This is a genomic window from Dictyoglomus sp. LHC4 (assembly GCF_055181355.1).
On the sequence record NZ_CM143707.1, the window covers coordinates 727,482 to 748,898 of the forward strand.

At 30.4% G+C, this 21,417-nt stretch carries 16 protein-coding genes and 4 pseudogenes; 11 read left to right on the plus strand and 9 right to left on the minus strand.

Translation table 11 applies throughout. The features are described 5' to 3' along the window. Positions 1-35: 35 nt before the first annotated feature. The 7 genes and pseudogenes from ACY3JO_RS03540 to ACY3JO_RS03570 all read right to left on the minus strand — a co-directional run. Positions 36-3,100, minus strand: a pseudogene (locus tag ACY3JO_RS03540) (glycoside hydrolase family 2 TIM barrel-domain containing protein). A gap of 146 nt (positions 3,101-3,246) precedes the next feature. Further along, positions 3,247-3,822, minus strand: a pseudogene (locus ACY3JO_RS03545) (MGH1-like glycoside hydrolase domain-containing protein); the annotation flags it as partial. Positions 3,823-3,858: 36 nt separating this feature from the next. Next, positions 3,859-4,761: a hypothetical protein gene (locus tag ACY3JO_RS03550; protein ID WP_463085442.1), complete on the minus strand. Its 903-nt coding sequence runs from the start codon at positions 4,759-4,761 to the stop codon at positions 3,859-3,861. 4 nt (positions 4,762-4,765) lie between these two features. Next, positions 4,766-5,551 (minus strand): annotated as a pseudogene (locus ACY3JO_RS03555) (carbohydrate ABC transporter permease). A gap of 61 nt (positions 5,552-5,612) precedes the next feature. Next, on the minus strand, positions 5,613-6,491 hold the full coding sequence (locus tag ACY3JO_RS03560; RefSeq protein ID WP_463085443.1) for a carbohydrate ABC transporter permease: 879 nt from the start codon (positions 6,489-6,491) through the stop codon (positions 5,613-5,615). Between the two features lie 78 nt (positions 6,492-6,569). Then, positions 6,570-6,833 carry a hypothetical protein gene (locus ACY3JO_RS03565; RefSeq protein WP_463085685.1) on the minus strand — a complete coding sequence of 88 codons (264 nt, stop codon included), beginning with the start codon at positions 6,831-6,833 and terminating at the stop codon, positions 6,570-6,572. An 84-nt stretch (positions 6,834-6,917) separates the two neighbouring features. Next, positions 6,918-7,736, minus strand: a pseudogene (locus tag ACY3JO_RS03570) (ABC transporter substrate-binding protein); the annotation flags it as partial. A gap of 263 nt (positions 7,737-7,999) precedes the next feature. On the opposite strand from ACY3JO_RS03570, the gene ACY3JO_RS03575 reads away from it, so the two are divergent. The 7 genes from ACY3JO_RS03575 (at position 8,000) to ACY3JO_RS03605 (ending at position 13,804) form a co-directional block, all read left to right on the plus strand. Continuing rightward, complete coding sequence (locus ACY3JO_RS03575; protein WP_463085444.1) at positions 8,000-8,371, plus strand: LacI family DNA-binding transcriptional regulator; 372 nt, start codon at positions 8,000-8,002, stop codon at positions 8,369-8,371. Then, on the plus strand, positions 8,334-8,984 hold the full coding sequence (locus tag ACY3JO_RS03580) for a substrate-binding domain-containing protein (RefSeq protein WP_463085445.1): 651 nt from the start codon (positions 8,334-8,336) through the stop codon (positions 8,982-8,984). Before ACY3JO_RS03575 ends, ACY3JO_RS03580 begins: the two co-directional genes overlap by 38 nt. A 94-nt stretch (positions 8,985-9,078) precedes the next feature. Then, on the plus strand, positions 9,079-9,228 hold the full coding sequence (locus ACY3JO_RS03585; RefSeq protein WP_463085446.1) for a hypothetical protein: 150 nt from the start codon (positions 9,079-9,081) through the stop codon (positions 9,226-9,228). Between the two features lie 29 nt (positions 9,229-9,257). Continuing rightward, on the plus strand, positions 9,258-9,389 hold the full coding sequence (locus ACY3JO_RS03590; protein WP_463085644.1) for a MarR family transcriptional regulator: 132 nt from the start codon (positions 9,258-9,260) through the stop codon (positions 9,387-9,389). A gap of 140 nt (positions 9,390-9,529) precedes the next feature. Continuing rightward, positions 9,530-11,263 carry an ABC transporter ATP-binding protein gene (locus ACY3JO_RS03595; RefSeq protein WP_463085447.1) on the plus strand — a complete coding sequence of 578 codons (1,734 nt, stop codon included), beginning with the start codon at positions 9,530-9,532 and terminating at the stop codon, positions 11,261-11,263. Next, complete coding sequence (locus ACY3JO_RS03600; protein WP_463085448.1) at positions 11,256-13,079, plus strand: ABC transporter ATP-binding protein; 1,824 nt, start codon at positions 11,256-11,258, stop codon at positions 13,077-13,079. The genes ACY3JO_RS03595 and ACY3JO_RS03600 overlap by 8 nt, the downstream gene beginning before the upstream one ends. 74 nt (positions 13,080-13,153) lie before the next feature. After that, the gene (locus ACY3JO_RS03605) at positions 13,154-13,804 is read left to right on the plus strand and encodes a sugar-binding protein (protein WP_463085449.1); all 651 of its coding nucleotides are present in this window, start codon (positions 13,154-13,156) and stop codon (positions 13,802-13,804) included. Between the two features lie 57 nt (positions 13,805-13,861). Here the strand turns inward: ACY3JO_RS03605 and ACY3JO_RS03610 are convergent, their stop codons facing one another. Together ACY3JO_RS03610 and melA are read right to left on the minus strand one after the other, a co-directional pair. Continuing rightward, complete coding sequence (locus ACY3JO_RS03610) at positions 13,862-14,722, minus strand: DMT family transporter (RefSeq protein ID WP_463085450.1); 861 nt, start codon at positions 14,720-14,722, stop codon at positions 13,862-13,864. A 14-nt stretch (positions 14,723-14,736) separates the two neighbouring features. Beyond that, positions 14,737-16,068 (minus strand): alpha-galactosidase, encoded by a 1,332-nt coding sequence (melA, locus tag ACY3JO_RS03615; protein WP_463085451.1) that lies wholly within the window; start codon positions 16,066-16,068, stop codon positions 14,737-14,739. A 159-nt stretch (positions 16,069-16,227) separates the two neighbouring features. Here melA and ACY3JO_RS03620 point away from each other — a divergent pair, with 159 nt between their 5' ends. From ACY3JO_RS03620 to ACY3JO_RS03635, 4 genes are all read left to right on the plus strand, one after another. After that, complete coding sequence (locus ACY3JO_RS03620) at positions 16,228-17,112, plus strand: lipoprotein (RefSeq protein ID WP_463085452.1); 885 nt, start codon at positions 16,228-16,230, stop codon at positions 17,110-17,112. Between the two features lie 189 nt (positions 17,113-17,301). Next, the gene (gene iolB, locus ACY3JO_RS03625; protein WP_463085453.1) at positions 17,302-18,108 is read left to right on the plus strand and encodes a 5-deoxy-glucuronate isomerase; all 807 of its coding nucleotides are present in this window, start codon (positions 17,302-17,304) and stop codon (positions 18,106-18,108) included. A gap of 12 nt (positions 18,109-18,120) precedes the next feature. Beyond that, positions 18,121-18,765 (plus strand): bifunctional 4-hydroxy-2-oxoglutarate aldolase/2-dehydro-3-deoxy-phosphogluconate aldolase, encoded by a 645-nt coding sequence (locus tag ACY3JO_RS03630; RefSeq protein WP_463085454.1) that lies wholly within the window; start codon positions 18,121-18,123, stop codon positions 18,763-18,765. 210 nt (positions 18,766-18,975) lie between these two features. Then, complete coding sequence (locus tag ACY3JO_RS03635; RefSeq protein WP_463085455.1) at positions 18,976-21,405, plus strand: GH36-type glycosyl hydrolase domain-containing protein; 2,430 nt, start codon at positions 18,976-18,978, stop codon at positions 21,403-21,405. Positions 21,406-21,417: the final 12 nt, after the last annotated feature.

The window sequence follows — 21,417 nt, forward strand, 5'->3', positions numbered from 1 at the left end:
TTGAAGATAGGAATAATAATATAATTGCTAACACCTTAGCATTCATTTTCTATTAATGCATCATTAAGATATTTAGATTTTTCAAATATTTCATACTTGTTAAATAAGGATATCAATATACTGAATTCAAAATTTTCAAATAGACATCTATACTTTTTGAGTTGATTTTGACCACAAGAATTACTGCCTAAAGCATTTTGTTTATAATCGGTATTGAAAATAATGTAATTACGTTTTTGGAGTTTATGAAAGTATTTAGTTTTTTGTAAATCTTCATCCTCATAACAATATGCACTAAAGCTAAAAGTTTTTTTTGAACCAGCAAATAATCCAAATCCTAATTCATTTGTTAGGCTTACATATCTGCATTCTTCTCTATTCCCAGCGTCTTGAGGTTTAATATATTTTATTATTAAGTCATTTATATTTTTTCGTATATGCCTATTATGGTGCTTTCTTTCATATCTGGATAATTTATTTCAGGACCTCTACCATACCATAAAACTTTTTCAAGTTTTTTGTCTAAGTACCATTTAAAACCTATTTTAGGAAGCATTGTAGGTGCTAAATATTTGTCACCTTCTGTATTTCCTCTTACTTTTATATATATGTTTCCATCCGGAATTATAAGATATTTATATTCTAAAATGTATAACCATGATGAATTTAAAGTTCCATAAGTGGCAGTTACGTAAATTTCAACAAAACTTTTATGGGGTACAATATTTATTTTATCGATTCTCTCTTGTAAAAATGATAGTCTGTATTTCTCGATATAATCTTTTACTATATTTCTATCATTATCTATTGGAGCTCTCCATAAATTAAAAAAAGGTCCCTTATAGAGTAATTTGAAACTATTTTTGTAACCATCAGTTAATTTAGCATTTACTTTATCGAATTTTATGTTGAAATCGTCTCCTTTTATTGTAATATATTGTTCATTTTCTTCCATAAAATAACCTTTAGATGTCATAATTTTGCGTTTTGTGTTGTTATTTTCTTTTAGTTTAAATTGATAATAGGAGATAACATGGCCTTTACTTGCCCAAAATGTATTTTCTTTTAGTTGAAAGACAAAATTTATAAAAATCTCTTCATTGTAATTTTTAAGTATTTGGGGAATATTATCTATCACTATGTTTTTTTCTTCTTGAGGACTAATATTAAGTCTATCTATGGTTTTGCTAAACAGGATCTTGTTTAGACTAAAAATCTCTATAGATAGAGTAATATTTGATAGGTCTGAAAAATAGTATAAGTTTTTTATTATAAATTCTCCTTTATTTATATCTTTAGGTTTAATTTTGATTGGAGAAAAGACATTCTTAGCTTCTAAGAGTCCTGGTTTAATACTTCTGTCAGGGAATAGAAGCCCATCAATACAGAAATTTGAATCCTCGGGAAAATCTCCACCGAAAATAAAATTTTCGTTGTTCTTTGTTAATAGGCCATGATCGCAGTATTCCCAAATAAATGCACCCTGAAAATTATCATAATTTTCCATGAATTCTTCATATTCTTTTAGGTTTCCAGGACCAGTACCCATAGCATGTGCATATTCGCAAAGAATATAGGGTTTCTTAGTGTTTTCAATTATTTCTTTAAGAGATCTATTGTAGTTTTCTGATTCTATCCATGTGTACATTGTGGAATATATATCTACAATTTTGGCATCCTTATCTCCCTCATAATGGATTAAGCGAGATTTATCAATACTTTTTATCTTTTGGGCTGCATAAATAAAATTGTCTCCAAAAGAAGATTCATTACCTAAGGACCATATTATTATGGATGTGTGATTCTTATCTCTTTGTAATGTTCTTTCAATTCTATTTTCAAAAGATAATCTCCATTCTGGATTGTTGCTGATAAAATCATATTTGTTTATTATCTCAAATCCATGAGTTTCTAAATCACATTCAGCAATAACATAAATTCCATACTTATCACATAGGTCATAAAAGTATGGAGAATTTGGATAATGGGATGTTCTTATAGCATTGAAATTGTGTTGCTTAAGGATTTTTATGTCTTTTCCAACTACTTCTTTAGGAGTGTAGTATCCTAATTTAGGATGAAATTCGTGTCTATTTATTCCTTTTAATTTAACTTTTTTGCCATTCATAGTAAAGGTATTTCCTTTTATTTCTATTTTTCTAAATCCTACTTTTTGGGGAATTACTTCTATAACTTTTCCATCTTTTTCTAAAATTATAAATAAATCATATAGGTATGGTTCTTCATCTGCCCTTTTTTTAATCTTAAGGTTATCCATGGTTAATTCTAAAGAGTTGTTTTTTGAGAAGTCGTATATATTTTCTGATATTATTTTTTCCTCCTCATCCATTAATATTGTTTTTAATTTGTAGTTCTCTAAGGTTTTATTAAACTCGATTTTCAATTTCAAAGATCCTTTGGAATAATCTTCATCAAGATCTGGAATTAAAAAGTAATCATAAATTCCATCCTTAGTCTCAACTACTAACTCTACATCTCTTATAATTCCCCCGAGCTTCCACATATCTTGATCTTCAAAGTAACTTGAATCTGACCATTTATAAACTCTAACTACAATTAGATTGTTGTTTTCTCTTACAACATGACTTATATCAAATTCGGAAGTTAATCTTGACCCTTTGCTATATCCTATTTCTTTTCCATTTAGCCAAATACTAAAAGCTGAAGAAACTCCATGAAATCTTAAAATTATTCTTTTCTCCAACCAACTTTTGTTGATATTAAATCTTCGTCTATATATACCACAAGGATTTTTTGTAGGTACATAAGGTGGATTTATAGGGAAAAGGTAAAGAAAAACTGTATGGTATGGTTTATCATAACCTTGAGTTTCCCAAGGTGATGGTACAATTATTTCATCCCAGTTTGTGTCATCAAATTCTTCTGTCCAGAAATTATTAGGTGAGTATTCTGGAGCTTCAATAAACATGAATTTCCAAACTCCATTTAAGAGTTTATATCCTATACTTAAACCTTTTTCATAAGTTTTCGCTTTTTCTAATTCTGTAAAAGGTATAAAGTATGCTCTTGGTTTTAGAACATTTATTCCAGTAATTTTATAGTTCTCCCAAAGTTTCATAGATTCCCTCCTTTTCTATTTCTTCTAAGAATTTTAGGAAAATACTACTAATCCAACTAAATGCAGTATCACATAGACCTTCTCCTGTTATTGGATCAAAATTTTCATTAAAATAGCTATTTAAAACTAATTTTATGAATTTAGTTTTAATATCTGTAGAAAAACTCTTTAAAGCTTAAATCATCTAATGAAGAAGTAAGTAGAAATGTGGTGGGCCCCCAAATAGGACCTCTCCAGTATCCTTTTGGGGCAAAATCTGGACTATCTATTGCTTCTGTGGTAAGACCATGTTGGGTAATGAATCTTTTCTGGATATTAATGGTTATTTTTTCAATAATGTTAAGTGGAAGTTTATTAGTGAGTATTAGAGGAATATATTTTTGTAAGCTATTACAATTTATAATATTGTGTTTCTGGTCTAAAACAATAAATTCATTTTGATTCCATAATTTTATTAATTTGTCAAATAACTTTTCTGAAATTTCTTTAAAATTTACGTAATCATTATATCTTTTTAATTTTTGAGCCATATCAGATAGAAGATCAAATAGAACAATAAGATATGAGTTTAAATCAGGAGATTCAATAGGTATAGTTTCTTTGAAAACTGTCGAATTGTCCCAACCGCTTTCATTCCCATGATTGTATTGAATAAGAAAATCTTTATCATCATCTCTGTGATTTAACCACCAAAATCCCCGACTTTTAAGAGGTTCATAGAATTCTTTTAAATCTTCATATAAGCTATGAGATTGTTTTTAGGAAGTATTTAAAAATATATCCAATAATGGGGGTTTACAGAAGTTTTCATGAAAGTATATGTCATTTATAAAATCTGGTATTAATCCATCTTCTCGCTGAATAGAGAAAAAGATTCTTAGGTTATCAAAACTTAAATCTGGAAATTTTTCTATAATTGGAATTATTGTAAACAATACATCCCAACTCCATATATTTGACATCTTATTTTTTGAAGAGAAATATCCTTCATATTTTATTAATCCTCTAAGTGATACTGTATTTGCCCAAAGAATATATTTTGCTAAGGTTATTTGAGGATTGTTATTACCTATCTTAAAATTCGAAGAAAAAGCTTCAAATTCTTTTCTTGTTTTATTTACAGACTCAGCGAAAGAAGGTATAGAATATTGGGGATTTTCACATTTTAAATCTAAAACAGCTAATTCACAACATTCTCTGATAGGTGTAATAGAGAGGATGGAATATTCTGTTCTTAATCCGTCCCATTTATTTATTAGTTTATATTCTCCTTCTTCAATTTTTATAAACAGAAATAAATTATTCCTATGAGAACAATTAAACTCTACTAAATAATTGCTTCTTTCAATAACATAGTCGTAGCTTTTTGTTAAAAATTCCGATTTAATAGGCAGTTTATAAGTTTTTATCTTTAAAATGTTGGAGTTGCTGAAAGTAAAATGTATTTCTCCAACTTTGTATTCTATCTTTAGTAAATATGGTAACATAACAATATCTTTTATCTTTTCACTAACATTTATTCTTATAATCTCTTTTTCGATATCATCTCCACCTGTTAGATGACCGATTAAAATATTGTTGTCTTTGTCAATTAAAATTCTTAAATAAGATCCTCTTCTTGTAAATGGTATGTTACTTAATTCATATTTACTTATTATCATTAAATCACCTCTTTATTCCTACACTTGCAATTCCCTCAGTAAAGTATTTTTGTGCTAAAATATAACACAACAATGGTGGTAAGGATACAATTGTTGTTATTGCCATTATTTTGTTTATTTCAATGTGATGTAAACCTCTAAACTGTGCTACACCTAACATAAGAGTGTATTTTTGAGGATTATTTATAAATATTAAAGGGCCTAAAAATCATTCCAACAAGTTACAAAATTAAAAATGGCTAATATAGCTATAGCAGACTTCATGAGTGGTAAGAAAATTTTAGTAAATGTCTGTAATGGATTTGCACCATCTATAGCGGTAGCCTCTTCTAGTTCTTTTGGTATAGTTAATAGAAATTATCTCAAAAGAAAAAATGTAGAATGGGCCTCCAAACCATGCTGGTATGATAAAGGGTTTAAGAGTGTCTATCCATTTTAGGGCTTTGAAAAGTACATATTGAGGAATTATTGTGACATCCCATGGTATCATCATAGATGCTAATAGGATTGTAAGAAGAAATTCTCTCCCTTTGAATTTGTATCTAGCAAAACCGTAAGCAACAAGTGTGCATGAAAATATTTGACCTAAGGTATTTAAAATAACAATGAGTAAAGAGTTTTTGAGATATAAATTAAATGGTTGTGCATTCCAGGCTTCTTTAAAATTTTTTAAATGCCAAGAGGATAGTATAAATTTAGGAGGATAGGTGAAAAGTTCGGTTGAGGGTTTTACTGAGCTTATGATCATCCAAATGATAGGAAATACAAAATATATTGATAGTGGTATCATCAATGTATAATAACCTGAACTAAATAAAAACCTTTTCAAAATATTACCTCCTTTATTTTATTCATGATTCTGCCTCATAATAAACCCATAAATTTGATGTTTTAAATAAAATCATAGTTAGAATAAAGATAAAGATTATAATAAACATAAACCAAGCATTAGCAGCAGCGTATCCTAATTGGGAATATCTAAAAGCATTATGGTATACATACATAGCAAATACATAGGAGCTTCTTGCTGGACCGCCACCTGTCAACAATAGGGCTAATGTTAGAACTTGAAATGCGCTTATTAGGGTCGTTATTAAATTAAAAAGGATAGAAGGAGATATCATTGGTAAAGTGATTTTCAAAAATCTTTGCCAGTTATTTGCCCCATCTATATAAGCTGCTTCATATAATTCTATTGGAACATTTTTAAGAGCAGCCAGAAATATAAGCATTGTATTACCCATAGTCCATAAACTGGCTATAACCAAAGAAACAATACTCCATTTTCTATCTCCAAGCCAATTTATTCCTCTTATTCCGAATAAAGATAGAAAATAATTTAAAATTCCATATTCTTTGTCATAAATCCATGACCATACTATAGCTATAGCTACTCCTGAAACTATGGTTGGAAGAAAAAGCAATACTTTAAACATAGATGTAAGTCTAAATTTTGGGTTAATTAGTATTGCACAAAATAATGCAAAGATGGTATTCAAAGGAACATAAAGAAAGACATATCTAAATGTTGCTTTAAGAGCATTGTAAAATAGTGGATCTTGAAACATATCTATATAGTTTTTAAGGCCTATGAAATTGGTTTTCCCTACTATAGGCCAATCATAGAAACTCATTATACATGAGAAAATTAGCGGCCCTAAAGTGAATAATATTAGTCCTATTAGCCAGGGAAGGATAAAAAGATATGGAATATACTTCTTGTGTTTCATGGTTTTATTTTTCCTCCATTTTATCTGAGATATGGGAGGAGACTTTCAAAATCTCCTCCCATTTTTCTTAATATTTAGTTACTTAAGAAATCTTTTACATGTAGTAACAAGTTCATTTAAATATTCTTTAATTTTATTTTCATCGGCTTGTTCACTGAATATTTTTTCGATTGTTACTGCTAATTCATCATATACTTTTCTCATATTTCTATTGAGATTGAATGAAGGTACAGTGTCTTTAGAGGTTTCAACCATTTTATAGAATGGCTGATAGTATGGATCTTTTAAGAATCCCATTTCAGATGCGACACTTTTTCTTGTGGGTAAATCTCCTTTTCTCATTTTTATTGCATCTTTGTTATAACTGTAATATTTGACAAATTCCCATGCTTCTTTTATATTTTTAGAATCTTTTGCTATTGATATCGCAGAAACATTTAATATACTTTTTACTTTTTTCCCTTTAAAGGCTGGTAGAATATGAACTCCAAAGTTTAATTTTGCTTCTTGAAATTCGGGTAGACGTCAAATACCACTTTCTAACATACCAACTTTTCCTGCCTTGAATAAATCTCCACCAGATTGTATTTGTTGAGTGCCAGTTAGAACAGCAATACCTTCTCTTAACATTGTGGTAAATAGGGCTAAGATTTCTATCATTTCTTGGCTATTTAAATATCCTTCTATGTCTTTTCCATCTAAACTACAATATCTTCCTCCATTACTCCATAAGAATTGTTCAAAATCATAAGGGTCTGGACTTATAGGAAAGGCAAAACCGTAGATTTTTTGCGAAGGATTGGTTATTTTTTTAGCTTTCTCTATTAATTCATCCCATGTCCAATTGGGAGAAGGGGGTTGGACATTATTTCTTTTGAATAAATCTTTATTCCAGTAAACTACGTGGCTTGTGAACCCTACAGGTAAACCATAATATTTATTTTCGTATTTACAATAGTTAAGGACTGCAGGATAGTAATCGTTCAGATTTATGTTTTTTTCGTTTTTAATTAAATCATCCAAGGGTAATAGAGATTCAGCATAAGTCGGAAAGTCCTACATATACATAACATCTGGTGGGTTTTTAGCACCAAAGGATGCTGCAAGTTTTTGATCAAAATTATCGCCATAACTTTCTACTTGTACTTTAATATTAGGATATAATTTTTCAAAATTTTTGGCTATAGCTTGTTCAATTTGAAAAAGTTCTCCGGTATCCCATGTTGCAAATCTTATTGTGATTATTTTTTTGGTGTGATGAAGTAGTTATGAATAAAAGAAAAATAAGAAGGGAAAATAAGGTTTTAGGTAATAATCTTTTTTATTTAGAGGCCATTTTATATACCTCCTTTATAGTTAATGTTAAGAATAGTTTAAAATAATTTTAGTAAAATGTTAATAAATTTAGTAAAATTATATTAAAATTAGTTGGATCATAAGTTGTATTGAGAAAAAGATAAGGATTTAGTAATATCATTAATAGGAATTTAGTAGGGGAATGAACTAATATGAAAAGACATAAAAATAATGTAACAATTAAAGACATTGCTAATAGGTTAGGAGTTTCAATTACTATTGTCTCTCGTGTATTAAATTATGATGAAACTTTTAATGTCTCAAGTGAATTGAAAAGAAAAATATTTGAAGTAGCTGAAGAGTTAAATTATGTGGTAAAACCTAAAAAAAGAAAAAGGACAAATAGATTACTGATAGTGAAGACTATTTCCGAAGATTTAGAAATGCAAGATTTATATTACTTATCTTTAAGAGTTATATTAGAAAAATTAGCTAAATATATGAATATAGATACTATAACCATTCATAAAGACGATATATTTAATTTTGATTATAAATGGAATAGCTATTATTGGTGGACTTAACAATGAAGAGTTAAGTAATCTTTTAACCAAATCTTCTAATATTGTAGTTTTAGGTGCTTATGTTGAGAATCCAGTAATAGACTGTGTGATTATAAATATGAAACAAGCTGTGAAAGATGCTATTGATTATTTGTTTTCTTTAGGCCATAGGGAGATAGGTTTTATAGGTGGCGATATAATAGATAAAAGAGAATATTATTTTAGAAAATATATGAAAGAAAAGGGATTACCAATAAATGAGAATTATATAAAACGTGGAGATTATACACCTAACGGTGGGTATAAAGCTGCTAAGGAACTTTTAGCATATAATGTAAATCTAACAGCAATTTTTGTGGTAAACGATTCGATGGCTATAGGTGTTTATAGAGCTTTATTTGAAGCTTCATTAAAGATACCCGAAGATATAAGTATTGTTGGTTTTAACAATATATCTATATCTAAATTCTTGAATCCTCCTCTTACTACAATAAGCATTCCTATTGAAGATTTAGTTGAGACAGCCATCGATTTATTGTTAGAAAGGACAGAAAAAAATAGAAAAATTTCAAAAAAGGTCATTATAGCTACGGAACTTATTGTAAGGAATGGTTGTAAGGAAATTAGTTTATGATAAAAAGATCTTATGTTTTTTAGTTTTCAAAATAAATTTACACTGGATATACTTATTGATATACTATTAGTTAGCTAATCATTGGAGTGGATATATGTTTTATGGAAAAGAAGAGTCTTTATATGGGTTATTTAAAGATGTGATAAAAGAGCATTTTAGGAGAAGGGAAGAGCTACTCTCTGATCTAAAACTTTATAGGGGGCAAGCTCCTGTTCTTCTTCTTTTGGCTGAAAAAATAGCCTAACTCAGAAGGAGATAGCAGAAGAACTAAAGATAAAGCCATCTACTGTCACTCTAATTCTTAGAAGGATGAAAAAAAGAGGTCTTGTCTCAAGTAAAAGGGATGAAAAGGATAAGAGATATACGAAAGTGTATTTAACTGAGGATGGAAAAATTTATTTGTAGATTAAAAAAGATATTTAGACAATTGGAAGAGGGGTGTTTTAATGGTTTTTCTGATTAGGAAAAGAATCAATTAATGAATTTTTTAAGGAGAGTGAGAGATAATCTAAGAAGGTTGAACGAATAATAGGAGGATATGGTAAATGAAGAAGCTTATAAAATATTTGAAGCCTTATACTCTTTTAACTATATTAGCCCCTATTTTTATGCTCATAGAGGTGGTATGTGATCTTTATCAACCAACTCTTCTTGCCCACATTGTAGATAACGGTATTTTAAAAAATAATTTTTCATTAATCCTAAATACAGGACTCATAATGCTTGGTATTGCTTTTATTGGAATGATAGGTGGAGTGGGTTGTACAGTTTTTTCCTCTTTAGCCAGCCAATACTTTGGTAGAGATCTTAGGAATGAATTATTCAAAAGAGTACAACAATTTTCCTTTAAAAATATAGATAAATTTCGTACTTCTTCTTTGATAACCAGATTAACAAATGATGTAAATCAACTTCAGACTCTTGTTATGATGTCTTTAAGAATTATGGTGAGAGCTCCTCTTCTTTTTATAGGTGGTATTATAATGGCTCTTTCCCTTAATAAAAGTTTATCAGTTATTTTTTTATTTTCTATTCCTATATTAATCCTTATCTTTTTAGTTATTATGAAGAGAAGTTTCCCTCTTTTTGGTGAGATACAGAGAAGAATAGATTATATGAATAACGTGGTAAGAGAAAATTTGGTTGGTATAAGGGTGGTACGATCTTTTAGAAGAGAAGATTATGAGAGGGAGAGATTTAGATATGCAAATTCTTTGTTAATGAATGCAGTTATTAAAGCTGTTATGTTGTTAATAATTGCCATGCCTTTTTTCATGTTAGTTATGAATTTCAGTATATTAGGAGTACTTTGGTTTGGTGGTTTTTTGGTTAATCGTGGAAGTATGAAGGTGGGAGAAGTAATGGCATATATTAACTATATGGGGCAGATTATGTTCTCATTAATGATGATAGGTAATATTTTAATATTTGTATCAAGGGCTTCAGCTTCTGCTTCAAGGGTTATAGAAGTCTTGGAAGAAAAAATTGATATCCAAAGCAAGGAAAATGCAGATAAGAACCCTATAGGTGAAGGCAAGGTCAAATTTGAACATGTCTATTTTAGCTATTCTGATAAAGAGGAATATGTACTAAAAGATATTAATTTTGAAGTAAATCCGGGTGAAGTTATAGGGATAATTGGAACAACTGGTTCTGGTAAATCTACTTTAGTAAATCTTATCCCAAGACTTTATGATATATCTTCGGGAAGGATCTTAATTGATGGAAAAGATATTAGAGATATGAATATTAAGATACTTAGAGATGCTATATCCATGGTTCCACAAGAAACCATACTTTTTTCAGGTACTATAAGGGAAAATATATGTTGGGGAAAAGAGGATGCTAATGAAGAAGAAATAATTAATTCTGCAAAAATTGCCCAGGCTCATGATTTTATTATAAGACTTCCTCAAGGTTATGATACTGTTATAGGAGAGAGAGGAGTTACATTATCTGGAGGTCAGAAACAGAGAATTGCAATTGCAAGGGCTCTAATAAAAAAGCCTAAAATACTGATTTTGGATGATGCCACTAGTGCTGTTGATTTTATTACAGAGCAAAAGATTATCCATGGAGTGAGGGAGATAATAAGAAATTGTACTACTTTTATTGTGGCTCAGAGAATAAGTACTATGATGAATGTGGATAAGATAATAGTACTTGATAAAGGGGTAGTAGTAGGATTTGGTTCTCATTCTGAATTACTTAAAGAAAATGATTTTTATAGGGAAATTTATAAATCACAGATAGATGAAGAGGTAATGAGATATGCGTAGAGAAGAGGCTAGACCATTTGGTGGTCCTGGAAGAGGAGGACCACATTTTCATTTTGAAAAAGTAGAAATTAAAGATCCATGGGGTACTTTAAGAAAGCTCTTTGAATATCTGAAAAAATTTAAGTGGGGATTTATTTTTGTTTTTATTTTGACATTTATTTCTTCCATATTGGGAATTGTAGGTCCTTATCTCATAGGTAAAGGTATTGATACTTATATAATTCCTAAAAGATTTGATGGTTTTCTTAGCTTTCTATTAGTTCTCGGTGGAATCTATCTTTTATCATCCTCTCTTGGATGGATGCAAGGTTATGTAATGTTGAAAACTACTCAAAATTTGGTTTATGAAATGAGAAGGGATTTTTTTGACAAAATTCATAGATTACCAATTAAGTTTTTTGATTTAAGATCTTATGGGGACATTATAAGTAGAATTACTAACGATATAGATAATATAAGCATGGTTCTTTCTAATAGTGTGATACAGTTTTTTTCCAGTATTACGACTTTAATTGGCATTATAATTATGATGCTGAGAATAAGTATTCCTATGACAATTGTTAGTTTAATTACCATTCCTTTAACTATTTGGTTAACAAACTTCATATCCCATAGAACTCGTAATTATTTTTATGCTAACCAAACTCTTTTAGGAAAACTTAATGATTTGATAGAGGAGGATATTTCTGGTTTAAAAGTAATAAAAATATTTAATAGAGAAGAAAAGGAAATTAAAAAGTTTGAGGCTTTAAATGAAGAACTAACTCAAGTGGGAATAAGAGCTCAAGTTTTTTCTGGTTCAATTGGACCGCTTATGAATCTTCTTAATAATTTAAGTTTTGCAATAATTGCAGGATTTGGGGGGTATTTTGCTTATAAAAGGATGATATCCATAGGAGATATTACTATATTTATCAATTATTCAAGACAATTTACAAGACCTATTAATGAACTTGCAACTCAATATAATATGATTCAATCAGCCATAGCCAGTGCAGAAAGAATTTTTGAGGTCCTTGAAGAAGAGGAAGAAAAAGAAGATCCCAATATAGTGGAGGTAAAAGATATTAAAGGAGAAGTTGAATTTAAGAACATTTGGTTTTCTTATGTAAAAGGTAATCCTGTTATTAAAAATGTAAGCTTTTATGTTAAAGAAGGGGAAGTGGTAGCTCTTGTGGGGCCTACAGGTGCTGGAAAAACTACAATTGCAAGTTTAGTAGCGAGATTTTATGATGTAGATGAAGGACAGATTCTGATAGATGGTATTGATATAAGAAGAATTAAAAGAAAGGATATAAGATCATATCTTGGAATTGTTTTACAAGATACGCTTCTTTTTTCTATATCTATAAAAGAGAATATCAGATATGGAAGATTGGATGCTACCGATAAAGAAGTTATAGAAGCAGCAAAACTTGCCCATGCTCATGATTTTATTATTAAGTTACCTCAAGGTTATGATACAATTCTATCGGAAGATGGGGGAGGCCTAAGCCAAGGACAAAGACAGCTTATAGCTATTGCAAGAGCCATTCTTGCTAATCCTAAGATATTGATCTTGGATGAAGCAACTAGTAATGTAGATACAATGACAGAGAAGTATATTCAGAACGCAATGTTGAACTTAATGAAAGGAAGGACAAGTTTTGTTATAGCCCATAGATTGTCCACTATTAGAAATGCTGATATGATCTTGGTTGTGTATAATGGGGAGATAATTGAAAGAGGTACTCATGAGCAACTTATAAGAAAGAAAGGATTTTACTACAATCTATATATGAGCCAATTTTCAGAAGAAGTAGAGTTAAGGGAATAGAAAAAACGGTTGACAGAATTATTTAATTAACTTTATAATTCTTATTAAAAATTTTATTAAAGGGGGGAGTTGATATGAAGAGGGTAAGTATTATTCTAATTTTATCCTTAATTATTATTTTTATTTTAGCATCTTTGGCTCTTGGACAACAAACACAAACTGCAGTAGCCAAATATGGCAAACCTAAAATTGATGCCCAAATGGATGAGGTTTGGAAATCTGCCAATGAGTATGTAACAGATAGATATGTATCCGGTACAAAAGGTAAAGTAGCTTATGCTAAATTTAGAGTATTGTGGGATGAAGATGGTATATATGTTTGGGCAGAAGTTTATGATTCTCTTTTGAATAAAGATAATACTAATCCTTGGGAACAGGACTCAATAGAGGTATTTGTAGATGAAGGAAATGAGAAGGCTTCTTCGTATGATAACAATGATGCTCAGTATAGAGTAAACTTTGATAATTATCAAAGTTTTGGAACTAATGCCTCTAAAGACTATTTTGTAACAGCTACAAAAAAGACCGATTTTGGATATATTGTGGAAGCTCAGGTAAAGATGAGAACAAGGAAATTAAAAGAAGGAATGGTTATTGGTTTTGATTTACAAGTAAATGATGCAAATATGTTTGGAAATAGAGTTGGAATAGTTGCATGGAATGAATGGGATAATGAAGCTTGGAGAAATCCTTCTTATTTTGGTAATTTGAAGCTTGAAAAATAAATTTCGGAAATTAATTATAGGTGTAATTGTAGGCCTGCCCTTTGAGGGCAGGCCATATTATTTTTTAGATGATAGACTAACACCTGAGATAATGGATATTCCGCCTATAATTTTTAAAAAACTTAAGGTCTCTTTTAAATAAATTACACCCCAAATAGCTCCGAAAAGTGGAATTAGATTTAAGAGATTTACAACTTGACTTACGGAAAGATGTTTCAAACCATAATTATAAAGTAGGTATCCTAATACAGAACAAAAAAATGATAAATAAAAAAGTGATGAGAAAATAGGTAAATTAATTTTTATATGGATTCCTGTAAAGATTAAAAAAGGAATAAATAATAGGGTTCCCCATAGCATTTGGAAGGTAGTTATTACTTCGTGGGAGTAGAGGTGGTTAACCTTTTTTATTTCACAATTGTATATTACCCACATCAATCCTGATAGAAGTACAAGAATGTCGCCAAATAAATTGTTAAATTTTAAGTTAATTCCAGAATCTCCTATGATCAGTAATACTCCAATTATGGAAAATATTACACCCCATAATCTGTTCATTGGTATTTTTTCTTTTGAGGTGAGAAATTCTACAATTAATCCTAAGGCAGGAAAGGAGCCCACAATAAGGGCTCCTTCTGAAGCATCAGTATACTTTAAACCAGAGTTTTCAAAGACAAAATATAAAGTGACTCCTAACATTCCCGCTATAAATAGAGGTTTTTGATATTTCCAATGCAAAGGAGTTTTTCTAATTTTTGGATAAAAAAGAATAGCAGAAAATATAAAGGCAAGAAAAAATCTTATAAAGGATAGTTCAAAAGGAGAATATTCATTTAGAAGTATTTTGGAAACAGAAAAAGAGATGCTCCAGAAGAGACAAGATATTATTACAGATACTAAAGCTAATAATTTGTTCATATCTTTTTACCTTTTTATATCTCAAAATTTTTAAATTGAGGAAGATAATCTTTATTAATTTCAAACATCTCTTTTACCATCTGTTTTATTTCAGCTAAGGATAAAACTGCTGATGTAAGAGGATCATAAGCTACTGCATAGAATATCTTTTTAGGATCCCCCTCGAGAGAGCCTTCTACTGCTAATTCTTCGCAGGATGAGTTTATATAGTTTAAGAGAGCAACCTGAGGTGGAAGATTACCTACCTTTATAGGATCGAAACCTCTTTTTGAGGCAATAATAGGTACTTCTACGCAAGCCCCATAAGGTAAATTATCAATAAGACCAAAATTTCTAACATTACCATTAAATTCGAATATGGTGCCGTCACCTAAAATAGCATTTAATATATATGCAGCATATTCGTGGCCTCTTTCAAGGTTAATTGGTTCTTTCTCAATCCACTCTTTAACTTCTTTTCTCCAAGTGTCCTCTCGCTTAAGATATTCCTTTAGTATATAACCCCATTCGCCTGGATTCCATCCTGTACCTGGAAAACAGTATTTTTCAATAAGATCTTGTCTTTTTCTAAACCAAGGGTTGTATTCTGAATTGTGACCTGAGGATTCTGTGACATAATAACCTAAGTGTATAAACATTTCATTTCTTACAATCTCTTCTTTATAAATTTCAGGTCTTGTTAAAATTGCCTCTCTAATAAGAGGATAGGCATCTTTTCCCTTCCATTCATATTTCAAAAACCAAGCCTGATGATTTATTCCAGCGCAAAAATAAGTAATTTCGTTCATAGGTGCTCCTATCCAGCGAGCAAGCATTTCAGCTGTTCCTTGTACACTATGGCATAGTCCTACGATTTTAATTTTTGAAACTGTTTGTACTGCTCTTATGAGCATTGCCATGGGGTTTGTATAGTTTAATACTATCGCTTCTGGGCAATATTTCTCAATGTCTTTAGCAATATCTATCATTACAGGAATAGTTCTTAAAGCCCTGAAAATTCCTGCAGGACCTCTTGTATCTCCTACATTTATATCTACACCATATTTTTTAGGTATTTCTATATCATGTCTCCAAATTTGTACTCCACCAACAAGAATAGTTATTATGACTGCATCAGCACCATCTAATGCTTCTTGTCTATTTAATGTGGCAAATACTTTTGCAGGATAATTTCCAGCTTTTACTATTTTTTCTACCATCAATTTTGAATAATTTAATCTTTCCTCGTCTATATCCATTAAAAAAATATGAGCATCTTGAAAAGAAGGAAAGGTAAGGAGATCACGTACTAAATTTCTGGTGAACCCAAGACTTCCAGCCCCAATAAAAGTTATTTTTTTAACCATCTTTTTATATACCTCCTAAAGAAATTAAAATTAATTTTGTAAGTGTATTTTATTATATCAATAATTAGTTTTTAGGAATTGAAAATTTTTAATACACCTTTTAAAATATATTGCTATAGTAAAATGTATAAAGTTTAGGGGAAGGAGGATTAGGTATTCATGAAAAAATATTTAATATTAATCTTAATAGCCATCCTTGTTGTTTTTCTTTCAGGTTGTGTAAAACAAGAACCTCAACCAGATAAAGATTTAACTCAAGATCAACTAAACAATATTTATGCTACTGTAATTAATACTGATTCGGATTATGCTAAGAACATAGATATTTATATGGACATACCAAATGTCATTTTTAATCAGGGAAGTTCACTGGTATCACCAATTAATAGAAGCTTTAATAATCTACAGATTAGTAAATCCATGTCATTAAAAGAAGCTATAAAGACTCCACTCGAGAAAATAACTATTGAGCCTGAAAATGAATGGCAAGGACCAGATGCTAATGGTTGGTATATTTTACAAATTGATAGTGGAAGTTACCTAAAAGTAAGATATTATTCTTCAATAAAGAAACTTGAGTATGTATTAGATGGGCATTCTCAATTAAATAATCAAGTATTTGGAGCACGTGCAGAAGGATATTTTATTTTTAATAAGGACATAAAAAATACTATTGTGGATGCTTATCCTGTTAACTTGAGATCTTCTTATTATTTCTATAGTTATACAGATCCCAATAAGGTAAATAAAGTTGGCCTAACAATATCCTTAGAAAATGTAAGTGCGGTTAAATTAAGTAGTTTTAATAATTTCCCTGTTTTAACTGGAAAGTTTTCTATTTACGCTATATGGATTGACTTTGAAAATAACATAAACGTGGATAATAAACTTATGATTTCTGCTTCCTCTTCTGTTTATGGTGCCGATACTAATGATCCTATCTTGAAGATTTCAGGGAGTAAAGATAGGGATGGGGATCCTATAACTGATGATGGATATGATAATATATATCTAGAGCTTCATTTATCACTGTATCTTCAATAAATATTTTTAAACAGATAAAAATAAATAGTTTTTTTATGAAGGGACTCTTAAAAGGAAGGAGTCCCTTCATTTTTAATGTTAATTTTACAAGTTTTTACCGCATTTTTATTCTTGACAAAAAAAATTATTCTTTATATTCTTTAACAAAGCCTTTATTATTTTTTAGTGGTAAAAAAAGGAGGAGTAAACATGTTTAGGAAGGTTATTCTTGAGAAGGGCTTAAACACCCTTGTGAAACCAGGTGAAATGGAATATATAGAATTAGATATATTTAAAGGAGAGAAAGGGGATTCCTATTCTTTTAATTCAAAAGATTATGAAATTGGCCTTATTATATTAACGGGTAAGCTTAATTTAGTGGTAGATGATATAAAATATGATAATTTAGGATCAAGAAGAAATGTTTTTGATGGAAATGCTTATGCCCTTTATATACCTAATAATAAAGAGGTAAATCTTGAGGCATTGGAAAATGTAGAGGTTGCCATCTGCAAAACAAGGGTAAAAACAGATGAAGAGGTAAAATTAATCAAACCTGAAGATGTGATAATTAGAGATGTGGGAGTACATAATTGGAGAAGAGATGTAAAAGATATTATTGATAGAAGAATAAAGGCAAAAAGATTATTAATTGGAGAGACTATAAATCCACCTGGCAATTGGTCCAGTTATCCCCCTCATAAGCATGATACCAATGATTATCCAGAAGAGGTGAAGATGGAGGAGGTATATTTTTATAAAGTAAATCCTCCTAATGGTTTTGGTTTGCAAAGGGTTTATACCCATGAAAGGGATATAGATAATGTTTATCTGATAGAAGATAATTCCTTACTCTTAATAAATAGAGGATATCATCCTGTGGTTTCAGCTCCTGGATACCAACTCTACTATCTCTGGATACTTGCAGGAGACATAAGAGAATCAATTATTAATGATGATCCTAATCATAAGTGGATTAAAGTGGTAGAGAAAATTATAAAGGAATCTAAAAGGTAAGGAGGAATTATTATGGGGCGATATGATATTTTAGAAAGAATGATAGAATGTGGAATAGTGGCAGTAATAAGAACAGATTCTCCCGAAGATTTATTGGATGTGACTAAAGCTTTATATGACGGAGGAGTTATTTCTTTAGAGATTACAATGACGGTCCCTTTAGCTTTAGAATATTTACCAAAAGTGAAGAAAGCTCTTGGCAAAGAAGCCATAGTTGGAATGGGTACAGTATTAGATCCTGAAACTGCAAGAATGGCTATTCTTGCTGGTGCAGATTTCATTGTTTCTCCAGTTTTAAAGAAAGAAATTATAAATTTATGTCATAGGTATGATAAAATAGCTGTTCCTGGAGCTTATACACCTACAGAGATATTAACTGCTTGGGAAGAAGGAGCGGATGTGGTAAAGCTTTTTCCCGCAGATACATTAGGACCTAAATATATAAGAGCTATACATGGACCTATGCCATATATTAGAATATCTCCTACAGGAGGAGTAAGCTTGGAAAATGTGGGAGAATTCATTAAGGCTGGTGCCTGTTTTGTAGGAGTTGGAGGAAATTTGGTAGATAAAAAAGTTATTGCAGAGAAAAAATTTGAAATATTAACAGCGAGAGCAAAAAATTATATAGAGGAAATTAAAAGGGCAAGATTTTAATAAGATTTTAATTTTACAAAAAGTATTTTTTTAGGGCTGGAATGATGTTAATTTATCTTTCCAGCCCTTTTTTGTAATTAGTTTAATACCCTTATTGACATATGCTATCTAAATCTGTACTATACATATTAAATAAAAGTTTCTTGATGAAATTATAACTGGTTTCTTAATAAAGTTTATGAAAAATTAAATAGATAAGGGGGTTTATTCATGAAATTTGGCTATTTTGATAATGAGAGAAAAGAATATGTTATTACCAGACCTGATACTCCGAGGGAATGGACCAATTATCTTGGATCTTTAGAATATGGAGCTATTATTACTAATAACGCTCAAGGTTATAGTTTCGTCAAATCAGGAGCAAGCGGAAGAATATTAAGAGGAAGATTCAATGTTCCACCTACCACGGCTCCTGGAAGATATATATATCTTAGGGATATGGAGAATGGAGATTATTGGTCCGCATCTTGGCTTCCTGTAAAAAAAGATTTATCAAAGTATGAATCTATATGTAGACATGGTATTCTTTATACGATTATAACTTCGAAATACGATGGTATAGAAACTGAGACATTATATTATGTCCCCTTAAATGAACTATATGAAGTATGGGCAATAAAAGTTAGAAATAATAGTGGAAGAAAAAGAAAGATTTCCCTTTTTAGTTATGCGGAATTTACAAATGAACCCAATGAAACTCAAGATTTAGTAAATATGCAATATACCCTTTATATATCTAAAACCTATTATAAAGATAATCTTATAATACAGACAATAAATGAAAATTATTCAGATATTGGTAAAGTTATACCTCAAGAAGAAGGAATAAGTGGTAGAAGATTTAACAGATTTTTTGGAGTGATTGGAGAGAAAGTTGTTTCTTATGATGGTGACAGAGACATATTTATAGGAAGTTATAGAGATTACTCAAATCCTATTGCAGTGGAAAGAGGAATGTGTAGTAATAGTCTAAATTATGGTAAAAATAGTTGTGCTGGTACTCAAGTTGTTTTAGATTTAGAACCAGGAGAAGAAAGAGAAGTAATATATGTACTTGGTCAAGGAGCAGAAGCTACAGGTAGACAGGTTATGGCAAAATATAAAGAAAAAGGTATAGTTGAGAAGGAGTGGGATGAACTTAAGAATTATTGGCAATCAAAACTTGAGGGCTTTAAAGTTAAGACTCCAGACGAGAACTTCAATACTATGGTTAATATATGGAATGCTTATCAATGTTTTATTACTTTCTTCTGGTCAAGAGCTGCCTCTATGATTTATGTGGGGCAAAGAGATGGATATGGATATAGAGATACTGTACAAGATATACAAGGAATAATTCATCTTGAACCACAAGAGGCAAAGAAAAGGTTGAGACTTATGTTAGCGGGACAAACATCTAAAGGGGTAGCTTTGCCTTTAGTATTTTTTGATTATGAGATTAAACCTAATCAAGGCTTATCATTGGATAATCCGTATTATGTAAAGAGAACTGGATACACTGAATATAGATGTGATGACCATTTGTGGCTGTATATTACCATAAGGCAATACATTAAAGAAACTGGAGATTTGGCATTTTTGGATGAAGTAATACCTTATTCTGATTATGGGGAAGATACGGTATATGAACATTTAAGAAAAGGTATATTATTCTCTCTTAGTAAATTAGGTAAGCATGGATTGACTTTTGGATTAGATGCTGATTGGAATGATACTTTAAGACTTGGTGAAGAAGGAGAGACAGTTTTTGCATCCATGCAATTATATCTTGCACTAAAGATATTTGCTGAATTTGCTGAAAGAAAAGGTAAAAAAGAGGATGTAGAATGGGCTGAAAAGGAAGCCCTTAAATTATATGAAAATATACAGAAATATGCTTGGGAAGGAGACAGGTTTGTAAGAGGATTTATAGGAGATGAAGTTATAGGGTCTAAGAATAACAGTGAGGCGGGCTTCTGGCTTAATCCACAGGTTTGGGCTGTATTAAGTGGGGTGGCTACAGAAGAACAAGCAAAGATTTCAATGGATAATGTGGAAAAAATACTTAATACTGACTATGGGGCTATGATTATGTATCCACCTGTGAGAACTTGGGGATTTCCTGTATTTAGAATGATTCTCTTCAATCCAGGTATGAAGGAAAATGCAGGGATTTTCTGCCATCCCCAAGGATGGCTTATAAAAGCAGAGACCATTCTTGGTAATGGAGATAGAGCCTTCAAATATTATCAAGAAGTAAATCCAGCCAATATGAATGATAAAGCAGAGATAAGGGAAGCAGAGCCTTATGTCCATTGTCAGTTTGTGGAAGGAAAGGATAGTCCTTATCATGGGAGAGCACATGTTCATTGGTTAACTGGTACTGCCTCCAGCATGATGGTAGCTGCTTTAGAAGGAATACTTGGAATTAAGCCTGATTATGACGGTATAGTGATTGACCCTTGTATACCATCTCATTGGAAAGAATTTTATATAGAGAAAGTTTTTAGGGGTAAAAAATTGAGAATTAAAGTGGAAAATCCAAATGGAGTACAGAAGGGTGTAAAAGCTATTAATCTCAATGGAAGAGATATTGAGGTTAATTTTATTTTAGAAAAAGATTTGAAAGATGATAATGAGATAATAGTAATTATGGGATAAAGGAGGAGAATT